This window comes from Gemmatimonadales bacterium, assembly GCA_036279355.1.
GTDB lineage: Bacteria > Gemmatimonadota > Gemmatimonadetes > Gemmatimonadales > GWC2-71-9 > DASQPE01.
Genome location: DASUJH010000007.1, coordinates 107,137 through 126,685, shown reverse-complemented (window position 1 = coordinate 126,685; position 19,549 = coordinate 107,137). Strand labels below are relative to the sequence as shown.

20 protein-coding genes are annotated in these 19,549 nt (G+C 68.2%); 15 read left to right on the top strand and 5 right to left on the bottom strand.

Going from position 1 to position 19,549, the window contains the following annotated elements:
• Positions 1-11 precede the first annotated feature (11 nt).
• The 4 genes from mdh to VFW66_02015 are packed head-to-tail and all read left to right on the top strand — an operon-like array spanning position 12 to position 4,349.
• Positions 12-944 carry a malate dehydrogenase gene (gene mdh, locus VFW66_02030; GenBank protein ID HEX5385458.1) on the top strand — a complete coding sequence of 311 codons (933 nt, stop codon included), beginning with the start codon at positions 12-14 and terminating at the stop codon, positions 942-944.
• Positions 941-1,651 (top strand): succinate dehydrogenase cytochrome b subunit, encoded by a 711-nt coding sequence (locus VFW66_02025; GenBank protein HEX5385457.1) that lies wholly within the window; start codon positions 941-943, stop codon positions 1,649-1,651. The genes mdh and VFW66_02025 overlap by 4 nt, the downstream gene beginning before the upstream one ends.
• 17 nt (positions 1,652-1,668) lie before the next feature.
• Positions 1,669-3,582 (top strand): fumarate reductase/succinate dehydrogenase flavoprotein subunit, encoded by a 1,914-nt coding sequence (locus tag VFW66_02020; protein ID HEX5385456.1) that lies wholly within the window; start codon positions 1,669-1,671, stop codon positions 3,580-3,582.
• A complete protein-coding gene (locus VFW66_02015; GenBank protein ID HEX5385455.1) occupies positions 3,579-4,349 on the top strand; it encodes a succinate dehydrogenase/fumarate reductase iron-sulfur subunit in 771 nt (256 codons plus the stop codon). The genes VFW66_02020 and VFW66_02015 overlap by 4 nt, the downstream gene beginning before the upstream one ends.
• Before the next feature lie 10 nt (positions 4,350-4,359).
• Here the strand turns inward: VFW66_02015 and VFW66_02010 are convergent, their stop codons facing one another.
• The 5 genes from VFW66_02010 to dcd form a co-directional block, all read right to left on the bottom strand.
• On the bottom strand, positions 4,360-4,833 hold the full coding sequence (locus tag VFW66_02010; protein ID HEX5385454.1) for a hypothetical protein: 474 nt from the start codon (positions 4,831-4,833) through the stop codon (positions 4,360-4,362).
• Between the two features lie 58 nt (positions 4,834-4,891).
• Positions 4,892-5,422 (bottom strand): hypothetical protein, encoded by a 531-nt coding sequence (locus tag VFW66_02005; protein HEX5385453.1) that lies wholly within the window; start codon positions 5,420-5,422, stop codon positions 4,892-4,894.
• Positions 5,422-7,608 carry a hypothetical protein gene (locus VFW66_02000; protein HEX5385452.1) on the bottom strand — a complete coding sequence of 729 codons (2,187 nt, stop codon included), beginning with the start codon at positions 7,606-7,608 and terminating at the stop codon, positions 5,422-5,424. Before VFW66_02000 ends, VFW66_02005 begins: the two co-directional genes overlap by 1 nt.
• 88 nt (positions 7,609-7,696) lie before the next feature.
• Positions 7,697-9,724: a M1 family metallopeptidase gene (locus tag VFW66_01995; protein HEX5385451.1), complete on the bottom strand. Its 2,028-nt coding sequence runs from the start codon at positions 9,722-9,724 to the stop codon at positions 7,697-7,699.
• A gap of 25 nt (positions 9,725-9,749) precedes the next feature.
• Positions 9,750-10,328, bottom strand: coding sequence for a dCTP deaminase (gene dcd, locus VFW66_01990; protein ID HEX5385450.1), 579 nt, complete (start codon positions 10,326-10,328; stop codon positions 9,750-9,752).
• A 150-nt stretch (positions 10,329-10,478) separates the two neighbouring features.
• Here dcd and VFW66_01985 point away from each other — a divergent pair, with 150 nt between their 5' ends.
• From VFW66_01985 to nuoK, 11 genes are read left to right on the top strand one after another with little or no spacing between them, the layout of a single operon-like run.
• The gene (locus tag VFW66_01985; protein HEX5385449.1) at positions 10,479-10,859 is read left to right on the top strand and encodes an NADH-quinone oxidoreductase subunit A; all 381 of its coding nucleotides are present in this window, start codon (positions 10,479-10,481) and stop codon (positions 10,857-10,859) included.
• Entirely contained in the window at positions 10,850-11,497 is a 648-nt protein-coding gene (gene nuoB, locus VFW66_01980; protein ID HEX5385448.1) for an NADH-quinone oxidoreductase subunit NuoB, read from the top strand. Before VFW66_01985 ends, nuoB begins: the two co-directional genes overlap by 10 nt.
• Entirely contained in the window at positions 11,494-12,126 is a 633-nt protein-coding gene (locus VFW66_01975; GenBank protein HEX5385447.1) for an NADH-quinone oxidoreductase subunit C, read from the top strand. Before nuoB ends, VFW66_01975 begins: the two co-directional genes overlap by 4 nt.
• Positions 12,123-13,442, top strand: a complete 1,320-nt coding sequence (nuoD, locus tag VFW66_01970; protein ID HEX5385446.1) for an NADH dehydrogenase (quinone) subunit D — start codon at positions 12,123-12,125, stop codon at positions 13,440-13,442. Before VFW66_01975 ends, nuoD begins: the two co-directional genes overlap by 4 nt.
• On the top strand, positions 13,439-13,993 hold the full coding sequence (locus tag VFW66_01965; protein ID HEX5385445.1) for an NAD(P)H-dependent oxidoreductase subunit E: 555 nt from the start codon (positions 13,439-13,441) through the stop codon (positions 13,991-13,993). Before nuoD ends, VFW66_01965 begins: the two co-directional genes overlap by 4 nt.
• Positions 13,993-15,297, top strand: a complete 1,305-nt coding sequence (gene nuoF, locus VFW66_01960; protein ID HEX5385444.1) for an NADH-quinone oxidoreductase subunit NuoF — start codon at positions 13,993-13,995, stop codon at positions 15,295-15,297. Before VFW66_01965 ends, nuoF begins: the two co-directional genes overlap by 1 nt.
• Before the next feature lie 9 nt (positions 15,298-15,306).
• A complete protein-coding gene (locus VFW66_01955) occupies positions 15,307-16,896 on the top strand; it encodes a 2Fe-2S iron-sulfur cluster-binding protein (GenBank protein HEX5385443.1) in 1,590 nt (529 codons plus the stop codon).
• Positions 16,893-18,155, top strand: coding sequence for an NADH-quinone oxidoreductase subunit NuoH (gene nuoH, locus VFW66_01950; GenBank protein ID HEX5385442.1), 1,263 nt, complete (start codon positions 16,893-16,895; stop codon positions 18,153-18,155). Before VFW66_01955 ends, nuoH begins: the two co-directional genes overlap by 4 nt.
• Positions 18,155-18,679 carry an NADH-quinone oxidoreductase subunit I gene (locus tag VFW66_01945; GenBank protein HEX5385441.1) on the top strand — a complete coding sequence of 175 codons (525 nt, stop codon included), beginning with the start codon at positions 18,155-18,157 and terminating at the stop codon, positions 18,677-18,679. Before nuoH ends, VFW66_01945 begins: the two co-directional genes overlap by 1 nt.
• A complete protein-coding gene (locus tag VFW66_01940) occupies positions 18,680-19,243 on the top strand; it encodes an NADH-quinone oxidoreductase subunit J (protein ID HEX5385440.1) in 564 nt (187 codons plus the stop codon).
• On the top strand, positions 19,243-19,539 hold the full coding sequence (gene nuoK, locus VFW66_01935) for an NADH-quinone oxidoreductase subunit NuoK (protein HEX5385439.1): 297 nt from the start codon (positions 19,243-19,245) through the stop codon (positions 19,537-19,539). Before VFW66_01940 ends, nuoK begins: the two co-directional genes overlap by 1 nt.
• The last annotated feature ends 10 nt before the right edge of the window (positions 19,540-19,549 follow it).

Below are 19,549 nucleotides of genomic sequence, written 5' to 3'. Positions count from 1 at the left end.
CGTCGAAGTCCATGCTCGAAAAGATCGCGGTGGTCGGGGCAGGTAATGTCGGGGCCACCGCGGCGCAACGCGTGGCCGAAAAATCCCTCGCGCGCACCGTCGTCATGATCGATGTGATCGAGGGCGTGCCGCAGGGCAAGGCGCTGGATCAGTGGCAATCGGCGCCGATCGAGGGGTTCGACACCCGCGTCGCCGGCGGTCAGACCTATGACGCCGCCGCGGGCGCCGAGCTCTTCATCGTGACCGCCGGCATTGCCCGCAAACCGGGCATGAGCCGCGACGACCTGGTCAAGACCAACGCCGGCATCGTGCGTTCCGTGGCCGAGCAGATCAAGCGGGTGGCGCCGAGCAGCATCGTCATCGTCGTCTCGAACCCGCTCGACGTGATGTGCTACGTGGCCATGCGCGCCACCGGCTTTCCGCGCGAGCGCGTCATCGGCATGGCCGGCGTGCTCGACACGGCACGCTACCGGATGTTTCTGGCCGAGGCGCTCGACGTGTCGGTGGAGGACATCCAGGCGATGGTCCTCGGTGGCCACGGCGACACAATGGTGCCGCTCGTCTCCTACACCACGGTCTCGGGGATTCCCGTCAGCCAGCTCCTCCCCAAGACCAAGCTCGACGCCATCGTCGACCGCACGCGAAACGGCGGCGCCGAAATCGTGGCGTTCCTCAAGACCGGCTCGGCGTACTACGCGCCGAGCGCCGCAGCGGTGCAGATGGTGGAAGCAATCGCACTCGACAAGCGGCGCATCCTTCCATGCGCGGCGTGGCTGCAAGGCGAGTACGGGCTCCGCGACGTCTTCTGCGGCGTGCCCTGCAAGTTGGGCCGGCGCGGACTGGAGCAGGTGATCGAGGTGACGCTCACCGAAGCGGAGCGCGCCGCGCTGTTCAAATCGGCCGAGGCGGTGCGGAGCACGCAGGCCACCCTGGAGGCCGCGTGACCGCCACCGGCTCGGCCGGCGTCCCGCTCCCCCGGCGTGCGGTGGGCCCCGTGCTCGCCTTCTGGCAGAGCTCGGTGGGGAAGAAGGCGGTGATGGCGGTGACCGGCCTCATCTGGGTCGCCTACCTCATCACCCACGTGCTGGCGAACCTGCTGGTCTTCTCCGGGCCCACGCGCATCAACGCCTACAGCGCGTTCCTGCACAGCACCGGGCTCGCGCTGTGGGTTCCGCGGCTCATCCTGATGGCGGCGCTGGTGCTCCACATCGTGGCCGCATACCAGCTCGCGCGGCGGCGGCAGGCGGCGCGCCCGGTGGGCTACGTGCAGCGCGAGCCGCAGGTCTCGACGTTCGCCTCGCGCACCATCCGCTGGGGTGGCGTGCTCATCCTCATCTTCATCATCATCCACCTGCTCCAGTTCACCACCGGCACGATTCTCCCCGGCTTCATCGAGGGCGACCCCTACCGGAACGTGCTCACCGGATTCCACAACCCGGTGGTCGTGGTGTTCTACCTCATCGCGCTCGCGGCGCTGGGCCTGCATCTGTACCACGGCGTGTGGAGCAGCGGCCGCTCGCTCGGTGCAGCGCCGGCCGAGCCGAATACGTTCCGCCGGCCCGTGGCGGTGGTGCTGGCGGTGTTCATCTGGCTCGGCTTCACGATCATTCCGATCGCGGTGTTCTTCGGCTGGATCGGCGGCCCGCGATGACGGCGGCGGCTACGTCCATGACACTCGATTCCGCAATTCCCTCCGGCCCCATCGAGCAGAAGTGGGACAGGCACCGCTTCGAGATGAAGCTGGTGAACCCCGCCAACAAGCGGAAACACACCGTGCTCGTGGTCGGGAGCGGGCTCGCGGGTGCCTCGGCCGCCGCGACGCTGAGCGAGCTGGGGTACCGCGTAAAGTGCTTCTGCTTCCAGGACTCGCCACGGCGCGCGCACAGCATCGCGGCACAGGGCGGAATCAACGCCGCCAAGAACTACCAGAACGACGGCGACAGCATCTTCCGCCTCTTCTACGACACCGTGAAGGGCGGCGATTTCCGCTCGCGCGAGGCCAACGTGTACCGGCTGGCGCAGATCAGCGTCAACATCATCGACCAATGCGTGGCGCAGGGCGTGCCCTTTGCACGGGAGTACGGTGGGCTGCTGGCCAATCGATCGTTCGGTGGTGCGCAGGTGTCGCGCACCTTCTACGCCCGCGGCCAGACCGGCCAGCAGCTGCTGCTCGGCGCGTATCAGGCGCTGGAGAAGCAGATCGCGGCGGGCGGCATCACGATGTATCCCCGCACCGAGATGCTCGACCTCGTGGTCATCGACGGTCGAGCGCGCGGCATCGTCACCCGCGACCTCGTGACCGGAGCGCTGGACGTGCACCTGGGCGACGCCGTCGTACTCGGCACCGGCGGCTACGGCAACGCGTTCTATCTCTCCACCAATGCCAAGGGGTCCAACGCCACCGCCATCTGGCGGGCCCACAAGCGGGGCGCCGCATTCGCCAACCCGTGCTACACCCAGATCCACCCGACCTGCATTCCGGTGAGCGGGCACTACCAGTCCAAGCTCACGCTGATGAGCGAGTCGCTCCGGAACGACGGGCGGGTCTGGGTGCCCAAGCGCCAGGGCGACACCCGTACGCCCGATCAGATCCCCGAGAATGAGCGCGACTACTACCTCGAGCGCCGCTATCCGAGCTTCGGCAACCTCGCGCCGCGCGACATCGCCTCGCGCGCGGCCAAGCAGGTGTGCGACGAGGGCCGCGGCGTCGGCCCCTACGGCCTCGGCGTCTATCTCGACTTCGCCGACGCGATCAAGCGATTGGGCGAGCAGCCGATCCGCGAGCGCTATGGCAACCTGTTCGAGATGTACCAGCGGATCACCGACGAGAATCCCTACGTCGTGCCGATGCGGATCTACCCCGCGGTCCACTACACGATGGGCGGGCTCTGGGTGGACTACAACCTGATGAGCACGATCCCGGGGCTCTTCGTGATCGGCGAGGCGAACTTCTCGGATCACGGCGCCAACCGGCTCGGCGCGAGCGCGCTCATGCAGGGGCTGGCCGACGGGTACTTCATCGTGCCCGCCACCGTGAGCAACTACATCGCGAGCGCCCGGCCCGCACCGGTGACGGCCGGCCACGCCGAGGCACGCGGCGCCATGGAAGCAGTGGAGCAGCGCACGACGCGGCTCCTGGGCGTGAAGGGGCGCCGCACGGTAGACGCGTTCCATCGCGAGTTGGGCAAGCTGCTCTGGGACGACTGCGGCATGGCCCGCGACGCGGAAGGCCTTTCACGCGCGCTCGCAAGTATCCCCGCGCTCCGGGAGGAGTTCTGGCAGAACGTGACGGTGCCGGGGAGCGGCGCCGAGCTCAACCAGGGGCTGGAGAAAGCGGCGCGCGTGGCCGACTTCTTCGAGCTCGGCGAGCTCATGTGTCGCGACGCGCTCCACCGCGACGAGTCGTGCGGCGTGCATTTCCGCGAGGAATACCAGACCCCTGACGGCGAGGCGCTGCGCGACGACGAGCACTTTGCCTACGTGGCCGCGTGGAGCTGGCGCGGCGAGGGGCAGGAGCCGTGCCTCCTCAAGGAACCGCTCGACTTCGAGTACGTGCACCTGGCGACGCGGAGCTACAAGTGAACCTCACGCTGCATATCTGGCGTCAGGCGGGCCCCGACGCGCCGGGCAAAATGGTCGAGTACGCAATGCGGGACGTGAGCCCCGACATGTCGTTCCTCGAAATGCTCGACGCGCTGAACGAGGATCTGATCGCGCGGGGCGAGATGCCGGTGGCGTTCGACCACGATTGCCGCGAGGGCATCTGCGGGTCCTGCGGCATGATGATCAACGGCGTGGCGCATGGGCCGATGAAGGGAACGGCGACCTGCCAGCTTCACATGCGGAGCTTTCCCGACGGCGCGGTGATTCATGTCGAGCCGTGGCGCGCGCGGGCGTTCCCGGTGGTGAAAGATCTCGTGGTGAACCGCAGTGCCTTCGACCGCATCATCGCCGCGGGTGGGTTCGTCTCGGAGCGCACGGGCGCCGCGCCGGACGGCAACGCGATCCCCATCCCCAAGGACGACGTCGAGGCGGCGATGGACGTGGCGCAGTGCATCGGCTGCGGCGCGTGCGTGGCCGCGTGCCCCAACGGGTCGGCGTCCCTGTTTACCGGAGCCAAGATCACTCACCTGGGCCTGCTGCCGCAGGGCCAGCCCGAGCGCAACCGCCGGGCGCGGGCGATGGTGCGGCAGATGGATGCGGAAGGCTTTGGCGGGTGCAGCCTCTACGGGGAGTGCCAGGAGGCGTGCCCCAAGGAGATCAGTATCGCCGCGATCGCGCGGATGAACGGCGACTACCTGCGGGCGACGCTCCGCGGCCCGGCGGTCAACGGCACCGCGGCATCGTAGCCGCCGCGCGTCAGAACGCCGCCTGCGCCGCCTCGAGCCGCCGCGCCTCCACGTCGGCGTGCTGCCGCTCCGCGAACTGCTCGAGCCGGGCGTAGTCCACGCCCACAAGCTCGGGGCGCCGGTCGCTCAGCATCGAGAGCACCCGCCAGAGCCCCATCTTGCCGGTGATCCCGAGCGCGAGCGTCTCCAGCGCCTCGAGGCGTGAGAGTCCGGCGCCGTCCTCGAGGCGCAGCTTCAACCGGCTGGCCTTTTCGGAGATCCAGGCCCCGGCCTTCCGCAACTCACTCTCCGAGCCGCCCACCCGGTTCAGGATCTCCTTCAGCACCTCCTGGTCGCTCGCAATGTCGGCGCGGAGACCGGCAAAGAAGTCCCGCTCCGTCGGGCCCCCGGCATGCTTGGTCAGGTGCTCGAGCAGCTCGATGGCCGCCACGGAGCCTGCCAGGTGGTCGTTCAGATAGCTGGCCAGCGGGTTATCGGTGCCCATGGATGGCGAAGGTCTTGCGGCGGCCCTCGGCGCGCTGTGAGGCAGATCGCATCGCCGGCTATTCGATGATCCCGTAGGCCACGGGCTCCTGATTGATCGGCCCGGACACCCAAACCCGGCTCCCGACGTGCGCCCAGAGGTTGGGCGAGGGGTTCACCAGCGGGTGGCGCGTGCCGTCCGCCGTGACGAGGTAGAGCGTGTCGCCGCCGGCGGCCAGGCGGCCATCGGTCGCGGCGAGTCCGTTGGCGGCGACGACGGTGAACTCACGCACCTGGAACTTGCGCGGCTCCGCGCCGGGCACCGCGCGGCCCACCGCCGCCACGCTGAGGCCGTTCACACGCTCGAGCGCGGGCGCACCGGTCAGTGTCATGGCCGAGCCGCCGCTGTCGGGCACGAGCGTCACCCGCGGCTTGCCGCTGACGCCGACCAGCCGCACCTGACCGGTGATGGTGTCGGCCGCCGCCGCATCGGGCTGCGCGCCGGGCGAATTGCCGCCGGTGCGATGACAGGCCGCCGCGACCAGGATGGCCCCGCCCAGCCCGAACGCCGCGGCGGCCAGCGCGCGGCCCACCACCGCAACGGGGCGCATCACTCTACCCTCAGGATGCCGACGCGGAACGCACTCTGTGGCGAGATAGCGTCACCGGCGCCGCTCGCGAGCTGCAGCGCCTCGGTCCCGTCGGCAGTCGCGGAGAGCAGGAAGTACGCGGCGGACGTGCCGGGAACGCCGGTCACCTGCTGGCTGATCGCACCGGGCGAGATGGCAATCGGCTGCACCGGAAATGTCGGCGTACCGGATTGGGTGAAGAGTCCGCACGGCTGGCCATTGCACGTCACACCGGTCTGCCCCGTCTCGTAGATATTGGCAAAATCGAAGCTCGGAATCGTGACCCGCGGATCCGCTGCGGTGAACGCAGGCTTTTCGAAGATGGCACTCGCGAGATTCCAGTACATGAGCAGCAACGGCGCAGGCTGTCCGGTGTGGCTGCTCAGGTTGGGCAGGCCGCTCAGCGATGGCTCGTTGATGAGTCCCTTGATCAGCGTGGGCTCGTCGCCCGCGTACTGGTCGATGACCCAGCGGGCAAAGGCCCAGCCGGCGCCGTAGTTCGAGGGCGTGTCCACACCCAGCCCTTCGGTATGCTTGGTGCTCTCGGTGTTCAGGTACTCGAAGGTGAACGGCAGATGCGCGATCATCAGCGTGAGCGGATTGGTATTCTGCGAGTTGCACGGGGCGCCGATGCCGAAGTTGAGCTCGCAGACGACCGTCTGGTCGAAATTGGCGTGAGCCTTCCACTTCGCCTGATTGAAGTTCCGCATCCAGATCTCCGATGAGATCTGGGCCAGGCCTTCCTCCAGCCAGATCTCCTCGAGCACCGGGCTGTTGTTGATGATCCGGTCGGCGAACGAGACGATGTGCTTGCTCTCGTGCGCCGCCGTGCTCCGCAGCGCCTTTTCCCAGGTCGTGACGCTCAGGCCGTTGGACGCCGGCACCAGCGAGTAGAACATCTCGGTGAAGTTGCTGAAGTTGGTGTCTTGGGCGCTCACTTCTGTGGGGAAGAAGTCGCACGAGCTCACGAACGCCAAGACACCGCCGCCCAAGTTGTTGAGGACGGGTGTCAGCGTCACCGTCACCTTCCCGACGCCCGACAGATTGCCGTCGTCCGCCAGCGGATCGCCGATGTAGGTGAGGAGATGCGGCCAGGTGATCTGGTCATATTCGTCGGCGAATGTCTGGTAAAAGGCCGAATCGGGGCGTTCGGTATCCGGCCACGTGGTCCGGTTGGTGTCGGCAAGCACGATGACGTGCTGGCCCACCGCCACGGTCCTGGCCCCGATCGAATCCACATCCGCGCACCCTTCACTGAGTGATTTTGCCACGTAGACCTTGTTCACGGTGCCGACCGTTTGCGCGATCGACGCGGCGACCGGTGACAGCCGCGCGCTCCGCGCCTCGGCTGCCCGCCTCGCGCCGCGCGCACCGCCCCAGCGGGCGTAGATCTGCCGATTGCGCGCGAGCATTGCGTCGTGGGCCGGCGCGAGGCGCCGCAGGTACGCGATCGCGCGCGCGTCACCCGCGCTCATCGCATAGCCGGGTGCCGCACCGCGCGGCGCCGCGGCGCTCGGAGCGGGCGCGGCACCGCGCGCCAGCGCCGTCACGCGCGTGGTGGTGCCGGCGGAGCCGCCGGTAAGCGCGCCTTGGAGGGTAAAGTCGGCGGTGGCGGAGCTCGACGGATCGGTGTTTACCACGGCGACCAGATACCGCGACCCGGCCGGCACCGCGAGCTGCGTGCTGAAGGCCGGTGAGCCGAGGAACACGGCCGACTGCCCCGCCGCGAGCGAGGTCGCCTTGTTGTCGGGGAGCACGAGCAGCGAGACCGAAATCTTCTGCGGGCTATTGGTGGCGCGGGATGACGAGAGCGGGACCGAGGCGGTGTAGCTGCCGCTCGCGAGACCGGCAGGCTTGGCGGCGAGAGTGAGGGTGGCGGGGCCGCTCGCGCTGCTGAGGCTCGCCCCGAGCCAGCCCGAGGCACCGGCACTATACGTGATTGCACCGACCGAGAGCCCCTCGAGCGACCCGGTGCCGCCGTTCGTCACCGCAACCGTCTGCGCGGCCGGCGCCGCACCGCCCTGGACGGCGCCGAATGCAACGGTCGCCGGCGCCAGCGAGATGCTGGCCGTGGCCGGTCCCGTGGGCCCCGAATCGCTGCCGCCACACGAGGCGAGCATCACGCCGACCGCGAGGAAGATCAGGTGCCGCGGGATGCGCAGAGCCATGGCTGTCTCACCGTTGAGCGTTGGTTGTGGAAGCGCCCGCCGGGTCCCCAGCCATCCGAACGGACTGATGCATGGCGGGGGTCAAACACTATCGGGCTGGCGGCGCGGGCGTCGGACCTGCGACCACGGGCGCATGCCATTCGTCGTTGGCCGGCGCCACGTCGGGCATGCGGCCGTCGGCGTTGACGCGCGCGGCGACGATCGGCTTTGGCGTCTCTACCGTGGCGAGGTATGTATCCCCCTCGAACCAGATCTCGACCGGCAGCTTGACGAGCTCGGTGCTGCTGTCGGCGAGCGTGAGCTGCAAGTCCACCGGCATGACCGCCGCGCCGTTATTGCTGAGCGTGATGCGCGCCACGGTGCCGCCGTCCGAGTCGGCGCGTTGCACCACGTTGGTCACCGCCTGGTCCAGCGCGTCGGTGGTATAGAACCAACTACGCCAGAACCAAGCGAGGTTCTCGCCCGACACGTTCTCTATTGTATTGAAGAAATCGGCGGGCTGCGGATGCTTGAACGCCCACCGGCGGGTGTACTCGCGGAACGCCGCGTCGAACGGCGTTGGGCCCAGCACCTGGTTCCGGAGCGCCAGGAGCACGATCGACGGCTTTATGTACGCGAGGCTGCCGAGATTGTCGTTGTTGAGGTACCGGTTGGCGGCCGTCATGATGGGCTGCGGCGTGGCGCCCTGGTCGAGCTCCAGCACCCGTGCGGTTTCCGCCCGCCTTCGCTCGGCGTCGTTCCGCTGGAAGTAGTCCTCTTCGGAAAACGTATTGATGAACGTGTTGAACCCCTCGTCCATCCACGCATAGCGCCGCTCGTCGGAGCCCACCACCATCGGGTACCACATGTGGCCGATTTCGTGGGTGGCCACCGAGTAGAGCTCCTCGCGCGTGTCGCCCGCTTCGTCCATTGCCAGCATCGGGTACTCCATGCCGGTGACCGGTCCCTCGACGGAGGTCATCTGCGGGTAGGGATAGTGGAACCACCGGGTGCTGTACTCCCGGATGGAGAACCGCGTCATCCGGGCCGCCTCGAACCAGGTGGCGCGCGCCGAGGGGCGATAGTACGCCTGCGTCACGATGCCGTCCCACCCGGACGCGTCCCAGAGATATTCGGGTGACGCGGCCCACGCGACGTCGCGCACGCTTCCCGCGTGGAAGTGCCAGGTCTGGGTGCCGCTCCGGGTCGGCCGCGCAGCGCCGGATCTGATCTCGTCTTCGGTGACGATGTGCAGCGTCGTGTCAGACCCCGCGGCGAGCGTCAGGCGCCGGCGTTCGGCCGGCGTCAGCACCTGGGCCGCGTTCTGCAGCGTGCCGGTGCCGGCCATGATGTAGCCGGCGGGCAGCGTCACCCAGTAGTCGAAGTCGCCGTACTCGAGGTAGAACTCGCCCTGGCCGAGGTAGGGCAGGGTGTTCCAGCCGTGCACGTCGTCGTACACGGCCATCCGCGGATACCACTGCGCAATCTCGTAGAGGCTGCCGTCCCGGCCCATCCGGTCGGCCCCGTGCTCGGGGACGTTGAAGGCGTAGTCGATCGCAAAGGTGGTGACGCCCTTGGGCGGGAGCGGCGCCGCGAGCGCCATGTACATCATGGTGCCGTCCACCCGGGTGGAGAGCTCGGCGCCGGCGGAGTCGGCCGGGCGGGCGGCGCCGCGCCGCGCCGCCTTGATCGTGCCCCTGGAAACCTGCGCCACCCGTGTCAGATCGAACCCGCCGGGGAAGTTCCGGGCGCTGAAGCGAGTGTCGGGCGGAAAGAGGAGCGAGCCGGTGCTGCCGGGGCGGAAGAGGTTCTGGTCGAGCTGCATCCAGACGAAGCGGAGCGTATCGGGCGAGTTGTTGGTGTAGCGGATGCGCTCGCTGCCGGTGATGCGCTTGGCCGCCGTATCGAGCGTGGCGCGGATGGTGTAATCGGCGCGTTGCTGCCAGTATCGGGGGCCGGGAAGCCCCGACGCGGTGCGGAACTCGTTGCCGGCCGGGAGATCGAGAGGGCTGAAGATGCCGGTGTCGGCGACGGGAGCGCGGATGCCGGGCGCCGGCTGCTGCGCTTCGCTCGGCGCCCCCGAGGCGGCCAGGAGAACGGCGCCGAGGAGGAGCGGCGCGAGGTGCAGGCGGATCATGTCACACAGCCGGTGAGTGGGGTGGTCAGAGCTTGGGCAGCGTGACGCCGATCTGTCCCTGGTACTTACCCTGCTTGTCGCGGTAGCTGCGCTCGCAGATGTCGTCGTCGTCCGCCTCGAAGAAGAGCACCTGGCAAATGCCCTCGTTGGCGTAGACGCGCGCGGGTAGCGGCGTCGTGTTGCTGATCTCGAGGGTGACATAGCCCTCCCACTCGGGCTCGAACGGCGTGACGTTGGTGATGATGCCGCAGCGCGCGTAGGTGGACTTGCCCACGCAGATGGTGAGCACGTTGCGCGGAATCCGGAAATATTCGACCGAGCGGGCGAGGGCGAAGCTGTTGGGCGGCACGATGCACACGTCGCCCTCGAACTCGACGAAGCTGCGCGAGTCGAACGCCTTGGGGTCAACGACGGCGGACAGGACGTTGGTGAAGATCTTGAACTCCGGCGCCACCCGCATGTCGTAGCCGTAGGAGGAGACGCCGTAAGAGATGACTTTTCTGCCTTGTTCGTCACACTGGCGAACCTGACCTTGGACGAAAGGCTCGATCATCCCGTGTTCAACTGCCATCCGGCGGATCCACTTATCGGACTTGATGGACATGGAGATGATCGGCGTATAGAGGAGGCGGTAAGGGCGCTGCCTAACCCCGCGTGCCGCCAATATTATCACCCTCCCACCCAGGGTTGAAGTGCACCAGCGGCCCGCTTACCTTTTCCTTTACCGTCACGTGAAAACTTTCACGAGCTGCCTATGCTGCTCCCCTACATTCCGATTTTGCTCCTGATCGCCTTCGTCGTCGGCAACGCGATCATGATGCTGGCGGTCTCGCACGTCCTCTCCACCTACCGGCGTACTCCCACGAAGATCGCTCCTTACGAATCGGGCATGCCGCCGCTGGGCGACGCGCGCGAGCGCTTTTCGGTGAAGTTCTACCTCATCGCGATGCTGTTCATCATCTTCGACATCGAGGTCATCTTCCTGGTGCCCTGGGCCGTGGCGTTCTTCGGCGCGAGCCACGGCGGGTTCGGGCTCGACCCGGGCATCGTGATCGTCGATATGCTCGTCTTCATGGCGATCCTCGCGGTGGGCTACGTCTACATCTGGAAGCGGGGGGCACTCCAGTGGGACTGACCGTCCCGCCGGGCGGCGTGGCGCCAGGCGGTCACGCGCCGAACGGCCAGGCCGAGCTCTCCGCCGTCTCGCCCAACTACGTGACGACGACGCTCGACTTTCTCAGCAACTGGGCCCGCTCGAATTCCCTATGGCCGATGCCGTTCGGCACCGCCTGCTGCGCCATCGAGTTCATGGCCACGGCCGCGGCCCGCTTCGACATCGCGCGCTTCGGAATGGAGCGGATGAGCTTCTCGCCCCGCCAGGCCGACGTGCTGATCTGCGCGGGGCGGCTGCCGTTCAAGCTGGCGCCGGTGATTCGCCGGGTCTGGGACCAGATGCCCCAGCCCAAGTGGTCGATCTCGATGGGCGCCTGCGCGTCGTCGGGAGGCATCTTCGATAATTACGCGATGGTGCAGGGGATCGACACCATCATCCCGGTGGACGTGTACGTGCCCGGCTGTCCGCCGCGCCCCGAGGGGCTCATTTACGGGATCACGCTCCTGCAGAAGAAGATCAGAGGCGAGAGCTTCACCGACGACACGCTGCGCGAGGAGCGGCTGGTGGGTCCATCGGGACTTTTCCTGCCGCCCGAGCGGGTGGACGAGCTGTCGGAGCCATTCGGCAACTCGGTGCAGCAGACGAGGTCGGGCGGGTGAGCGCGGTCGCGTCCGGCACCCTCCAGCCGAGCGTCCCCGCGCTGCACGAGGCGTTCGGCGATGCGGTCGAGCGGGCGCTCGTCTCCTGCGGCGACACGATCGTGTACGTCTCGCGCGAGCGTGCGCACGACATTCTCGCGTGGCTCCGCGACACGCCGGGCCAGCGCTTCGACTACCTCACCGACGTGACCGCCGTGGACTATCGCGACCCCGAGCGCCCGCTCGAGGTGGTGTACCAGCTCCGTGCGCTCGAGCGCCGCGCGGACCTCCGAGTGAAGGTGGCGCTCGACAAGCGCGCGCCGCTCGAGGTCCGCTCGGTCTACGATCTCTGGCGCGGAGCGGATTGGCTGGAGCGCGAAGTGTACGACATGTTCGGGGTCGTCTTTGCGGGCCACCCCGATCTCCGCCGCATCCTCATGTGGGAGACCTACGCTGAGGGCTACCCGCTCCGGAAGGATTTTCCGCTGCGGGGCCACATGAGCCGCGCCGAGCAGACCCGACAGGCGCTCGCCTCGAATCCCGAGGCCCACTATTCGCTCGAGGAGCTGTCGATCGCCGAGGCGTTCCACGAGCTGCCGCGCGACATGCGCGAGCGCCTGCAACGCGGTGAGCGGGGGTATCTGCGATGAGCAACCGCCTCCGCACCGTCGAGTACGCGCTCAGCACCCCCGGCCTCGACGCCGACGGCCGCACCGTGCAGCTCCCCCTGGGCGTGGGTGGCCGAAAGACGAACGAGCATCGCGCGCCGGGGCACTTCGACGAGAACTTCGGCGCCGAGCACATGCTGGTGAACATCGGGCCGCAGCACCCGGCGACCCACGGCGTGCTGCGGCTCGTGATCGAGCTCGAGGGCGAGACGGTGCTGCGGGTCATTCCGCACATCGGCTATCTCCACTCGGGCTTCGAGAAGCTCGGGGAGTACCGGCACTACAATCAGATCATCCCGCTCACCGACCGCACCGATTATCTGAGCCCGATGGCGAACAACGTCTGCCTGGCGCTCGCGGCGGAGAAGCTCATGGGGATCGAGGTGACCGAGCGGTGCCGGGTGCTCCGCGTCATCGCCTGCGAGATGAGCCGGATCATTTCGCACCTCGTCTGGCTCGGCACCACGGGCATCGATCTGGGCGCGTTCACCCCGTTCCTCTGGTCGTTCCAGGAGCGGGAGCGCATCTACAACCTGCAGGAGGCTTGGACCGGGGCTCGGCTCACCACCAGCGTGACCCGCGTCGGCGGCATGATGGCCGACGTGCCCGACGGCTGGACCGACGGACTGCGCGAGTTCTGCCGCACGTTTCCGAGCACGTTGACCGAGGTGGACACCATGTTCACCCGAAACGCCATCTGGTGCGGCCGCACCCAGGGCGTGGGTGTCATCTCGGCGGACGATGCGATCAACTATTCGCTCTCGGGGCCGATGCTCCGTGCGAGCGGCGTCCCCTACGACGTGCGGAAGGACCGGCCGTACCTCGACTACGAGACCTACGACTTCGACGTCGCCATCGGCGAGCACGGCGACATTTACGACCGCTACCGGGTGCGGCTCGAGGAGATGTGGCAGGCCACCCGCCTTCTGGAGCAGGCGCTCGATCGGCTCGAGCGGCTCAAGGGCGCGCCGCTCAACGTGGACGACCCCCGCGTGATCCTGCCCCCCAAGAGCCGTGCAATGAGCGACATGGAGGCGATGATCTACCACTTCAAGCAGGTGATGGAGGGGGTGAAGCCGCCGGTCGGCGAAGCGTACATGGGGATCGAAAATCCGAAGGGCGAGCTGGGCTACTACTTTGTCTCGGACGGCACCGCCAAGCCGGTCCGTTGGCGCATCCGCCCGCCGTCATTCATCAACCTGTCGTGCCTGCCCAGACTCTGCGCGGGCGCGCTCCTGTCCGACGTGATCGCGATCAACGCGAGCGTTGACATCGTCATGGGAGAGGTGGATCGATGAGCCAGCACGGCGCCCGGGTGTCCGGGCGGCATTCCGGTGCGGTGTCGGCGGAGACCGGCGCGGGCGTGGCCCCCTACGAGCCGGTCTTCACCGGCGAGGCGCGGGCGCGGCTGGACCAGCTCCTTGCCCTCTATCCCACCAAGGCGGCGTGCCTCCTGCCGGCGCTCTGGATGGTGCAGGAAGCGCGCGGCTGGATCAGCGAGGAGGCGGTGGGCGAGGTGGCGGATGTGCTCGACCTCACCCCGGCGTATGTGAAGGGCGTCGTCACCTTCTACACGATGTACCACACCCATCCCGTCGGCCGGCATTTCGTCCAGGTGTGCACCACGTCGCCTTGCGGGCTCTGCGGTGCCGAGGCTGCCCGCGATGCGCTGCTCGAGGCGACCGGCTGCGGCGAGCTTGGTGCCACCAGCCCCGACGGGCGCTTCACCGTGATCGAGGTGGAGTGCCTCGGCGCCTGCGGCTTCCCCACGCCGATCATGGTGGACGACGACTTCATCGAGAGCGTGACGCCGGAGCGGGTGCCGGAGATCGTGCGGAGGTACGCCTGATGGGTTTTCCCCACCCGAGTGATCCCCGGGAGACGGTCATTCTCTCGAAGTATTTCGGCGACGCCGACGCGCGCACCTACGCGGGCTGGGTGGCGCGCGGCGGATACGAGGGCCTGCGCAAAGCGCTCGGGATGGCGCCCGAGGCAATCGTCGAGGAGGTGAAGGGCTCGGGGCTCCGCGGCCGCGGCGGCGCCGGATTCCCGACCGGCCTCAAGTGGTCGCTCATGCCCAAGGCGGATGGTCGCCCGCATTTCCTCGTGTGCAACGCCGACGAATCGGAGCCGGGCACGTTCAAGGACCGCGAGATCATGCGGTGGACGCCGCACGCGCTGATCGAGGGCTGCGCCATCGCCGCGTATGCCATCGGCGCGGAGCGCTGCTACATCTACATCCGCGGCGAGTTCACCGAGCCGCTCCGGGTAATGGCGGCCGCGGTGGCCGAGGCCCGTGCCAACGGCGCGCTCGGCGACGACGTCTTCGGGAGCGGCCATCGCATCGAGATGGTGCTGCACCGGGGCGCGGGTGCGTATATCTGCGGCGAAGAGACCGCGATGCTCAACTCGCTCGAGGGAAAGCGGGGCAACCCGCGGATCAAGCCGCCTTATCCCGCGCAGGCCGGCGCGTTCGGCATGCCCACCACGATCAACAACGTGGAGACGCTCGCCGCGGTGCCGCACATCCTCGTGCGCGGCGGCGCGTGGTACAAGTCCCTCTGCCTCGGCAATCCCAAGAGCACGGGGACCAAGCTGATCTCCGTGTGCGGTCACGTGCGGCGGCCGGGCAACTACGAGATCACGATGGGCACGCCGATGAAGGCGCTGCTCGACATGTGCGGCGGCGTGCCGGAAGGCCGGACGTTGAAGGCGGTGATCCCGGGCGGCTCCTCCGTGCCGATCATGACGGCGGCCGAGGCCGAGGACTGCATCATGGACTACGAGGGCGTCGTGGCCAAGGGCTCGATGCTCGGCTCCGGCGGAATGATCGTGATGGACGATTCGGCCGACATGGTGTACCAGATCTGGCGCCTCGCGCGCTTCTACGCCCACGAGTCGTGCGCCCAATGTACCCAATGCCGAGAGGGCACGGCGTGGACCACCAAGGTTCTCGAGCGCATCCTCGCCGGCCAGGGCAAGGACGACGACCTGCAGCTTCTGCTCGACCTCTCGGAGAACATGACCGGCAAGACGATCTGCGTGCTGAGCGACTCGTGCGCCGCGCCGGTGGTGAGCGGCATCCAGAAGTTCCGCGGCGAGTTCGAGGCCTACATCGCGCGGGCGCGGCAGCCGGCGCTCGCGGCCGTCTAGGGTCTCCGCATGACCGACGAGCTGGTCCACGTCACGATCGAAGGGATGCCGGTCGCGGTGCCCAAGGGCACGACCATTATCGAGGCCGCCAAGCGCGCCGGCGTGCTCGTGCCGCACTACTGCTATCACCCGTCGTTGCCGTCGCCCGCGGTATGCCGCATGTGCCTGGTCGAGGTGGAGAAGGCGCCCAAACTGATGCCGGCGTGCGTCACGGCGGTGACGGAAGGGCAGGTGGTGCACGTCGAGAGCGAGCGGGCCAGGGAGGCGCGCCAGGGCGTGCTCGAGTTGCTGCTCATCAATCACCCGCTCGACTGCCCCATCTGCGACCAGGCCGGCGAGTGCGAGCTGCAGGACTACGTCTTTCAGGAGGGCCGCGCCGGCACCCGGTACGCCGAGTACGCCAAGCGCTACAACCCGGTGGAGTCGTTCGGGCCGGACATCTTGTACGTCCCCAACCGCTGCATCCTCTGCACCCGCTGCGTTCGGTTCATGGAGAGCGTCGCCGAAGACCCGGTGCTCAACGTCTCCGAGCGCGGCGACCGGGCCTACATCGGGATCGCGCCCGGCCAGCCGCTCGAGCATCCCTGGGCCGGCAACGTGGTGGACCTCTGCCCCGTGGGCTCGCTCCTCTCGAAGGATTTCCTGCACAAGGCGCGCGCCTGGGAGCTGGACAAGACCGCGAGCGTCTGCCCCGGCTGCACCCAGGGGTGCAACATGACCGTGGACACGCGCGACGGCGTGGTGGTGCGGCTCCGGCCGCGCCCCAACCTCGAGGTGAACCGCCACTTCATGTGCGATCATGGCCGGATGGACTACCGCTGGATGAACCGGGGCGACCGGATCGAGGCGCCGCTCGTGCGCGAGAGCAGCCGCCAGGGCGAACGCCACGTCGCGGTGGACTGGGACACGGCGCTCGATCGGTTCGGCCGCTTGCTCGAGGACGCGTCAGGCCCGGCGGTGATCCTCGCGAGTGGCCGCGCGTCGGTCGAGTCGCTCGGGCTCGTGCGCCGTCTGGTGGCGGGGCGAAGCGTGACGGCGGCGGTGCAGGTTCCGCTCGGTGAGGAGGCGCCGCTGGCCGGCATCCCGGACCTGGCACTCCGCCGCGAGCGCGCGCCCAACCTGGTCGGCGCCGAGCTGCTGGGTTACGGCAGCGACTGGCAGAGCGCGCTCCGCGCGGCCATCGGCGCCTCGGTGGTGATCGTGCTCGACGCCGCGCTCGCGCCCGACGACCTGGCGGCGCTGGCCGGCATTCCGGGCGCCCTGGTGCTCCTGGGCACCGTGGCGGGCGACGCGCTTCAGACCGCGGACCTCGTGCTGCCGGTCACGAACATGGTCGAGGAGAACGGCACCTACGTGAACCGCGATGGCCGCGCGCAGCGCTTCGATCAGGCCAAGGCACAGCCGGGCATGGCGCGGCCCGCCTGGTGGATCGCGGGCGAAGTGCTGGCGGGTCCGGGGCCTGATGCCTCGGCGCCGTCCACGGCCGACGAGGCATTCGTTCTCGTGGGCGAGAGCTGGCCTGTGTTTGCCGGCATCACTCGCGATGACCTCGGCTTTACGGGGCGCGTGCTCGCCGGTCGTGCGGAGGCGGCGCGGTGACGCCGGAGATGAAGGCTTTTCTGATCTTGAGCATCGTCAAGATGCTCTTCGTCTTCACCGTCGTCATGGTGGGCGTGGCGCTGCTCACGCTGATGGAGCGCAAGGTTTCCGCCTGGATGCAGAACCGGATGGGACCGAACCGGGTGGGCCCCGGCGGACTCTTGCAGCCCGCCGCCGACGGCCTCAAGAACATCCTCAAGGAGGAGACCTTTCCGTCCGAGGCGAGCCCGGTGCTCTTCATGCTGGCGCCGGCGCTCGCGTTCATCCCGGCGCTCCTGCTCTCGGCCGTAATCCCGTTCGCGGCGCCGCTGCCGCTCGACTTTGACATCACCGTGCCGATCCTGGGCCGCATCGCGCACCATGGCGCGATGCCGATGGTGGTGGCGGACCTGCCGGTGGGTTTTCTCTTCGTACTCGCCGTCGGCTCGCTCGGCGTGTACGGCATCGCGCTCGCGGGCTGGGCGTCGAACAGCAAGTACAGTCTGCTCGGCGGGCTCCGCGCGAGCGCCCAGCTCATCTCCTACGAGGTGGCCCTCGGCCTGAGCCTCATTCCGGTGCTGCTGCTCGCCGGCGACGTCTCGTTCTCGCGGATCATCGCGGCGCAGCAGGAGTCGCTCTGGTACGTGCTGCCGCTCTTTCTCTCCTTCTTCGTCTTCCTCGTGTCGGGCTTCGCCGAAACCAACCGACTGCCGTTCGACCTGCCGGAGGCGGAGTCGGAGCTGATCGCGGGCTACCACACCGAGTACAGCGCGATGAAGTTCTCCATGTTCTTCATCGCCGAGTACGCCAACGTGGTGACCGTCGCGGCCATGGTGACGACGATCTTTTTCGGCGGCTGGGATATTCCGTTCATACACTGGGACGAGCACGGCAGCGTACTGGCCACCGTCATCACCGGGTTCGTGTTTTTCCTCAAGCTGATGTTCTGGATCTTCTTCGTCATGTGGATCCGCTGGACATTGCCGCGCTTCCGCTACGACCAGCTCATGGCGCTCGGCTGGAAGCTGCTGACGCCGCTCGCGCTGGCGTACATCATGGTGGTCTGCATCGCCCTGTATCTGGCGGAGCGCGCGATCGCCCACCCGAGCGCGCTGGCCACGGCGATCGTGCTCACCGTCGTGAGCCTCGGGCTCGGGCTCCTGATGTTCGTGGGACTCGACCGCGGGTTCCTGCTCGCCGGGTCGGATCGGCGCGCCCGCGCCCGGGCGCTCGCCGTCGCCGGGCAGGCGGCCCGGGCCGGCGGGGAGGCCCGGCCCTGATGGCCATCGGGGTCAAGGTGCTCAAGCGTCCCGAGCGCGAGGTGAGCTACGTGCGCGCCACCCTCAAGGGAATGGCGCTCACGTTCAAGCACATGTTCGAGAAGAGGGTCACGATGCAGTATCCGGAGGAGAAGAGCACCGACGCGGCCCACGGCATGGGCTCCTGGGCGCTCTCGCCGCGCTGGCGCGGCACCCACCGGATGCTGACCGACGAGCAGGGCCGCTCCAAGTGCGTGGCCTGCGGGCTCTGTCCCCAGATCTGCCCGGCCAACTGCATCAAACTGGTGCCGGGCGAAGACGAGCACGGCAATCGTTACCCGCTGATCTACGAGATCGACGAGTTCCGCTGCGTCTTCTGCGGCTACTGCCAGGAGGTCTGCCCCGAGGAGGCGATCCACGTGGGCGTGCACTACGAGAACGCCGAGTACGGCCGCGACCGGTTCGTATACGACCTGGAGCGGCTCTCCTCGCAGACCCACCCGGTCTCCACGCTTTGGGACCCGACCGATCCGAAGGGTGAATAGATGATGCAGGTCGTCTTCTACGTCTTCGCGGCGATCGCGGTGGCGTCGGCCGCGATGTGCATTCTCCAGCGGAGTCCCGTATCGGCGCTCATCTGGCTGGTGCAGGTGATGCTCTCGCTCGGCGCCATCTTCGTGCTCCTGAGCGCGCAGTTCATCGGGCTCATCCAGATCCTGGTGTACGCGGGCGCCATCATGGTGCTCTTCCTGTTCATCATCATGCTGCTCAACCTGGGCCAGGTGACCGGCCCGGACTCGCGCGGCCCCTCTGCCCTCGCCGCCACGATCGTGGTGGTGGGCCTGCTCGCAGTCGAGCTCTGGGCCGGTCTCGCGGCCTACACGCCCGCCCGAGTGACGGCCGAAGTGACCCGGGCGGCCGGCTTCATGACGGCGCGCGCGAGCCTCTCCGGCGGCGCGGAGGCGGAGCGCCTGGCGGCGGCGCACGGGGTGGTGGGCGGAATCGCGGCGCCGCTCTTCGGGACCTATCTCATCCCCTTCGAGATCACGTCGCTCCTGCTGCTCGTGGCGATCGTGGGGGCCGTCGTGCTCGCCAAGCGGAGGGCCTGATGCTCCTCGGACCGGCGCTGGTGCTGTCGGCGATTCTGTTCAGCCTGGGCGTGGCGGGCGTGCTGCTCCGCCGCAACGCCATCGTGCTCTTCATGTGCGTCGAGCTCATGCTCAACGCCGTAAACCTCGCGTTCGTCGCCCTTGCCCAGCTCTACGGCGTGGCCGGCTACGTGATCGTGTTCTTCGTCATGACGGTGGCCGCCGCTGAGGCGGCCGTGGGGCTCGCGATCATCCTGGCGGTGTTCCGGCACGGCCAGTCCATCGATTTGCAGAACATCAACCTGCTGCACGGCTGACGATACCCGC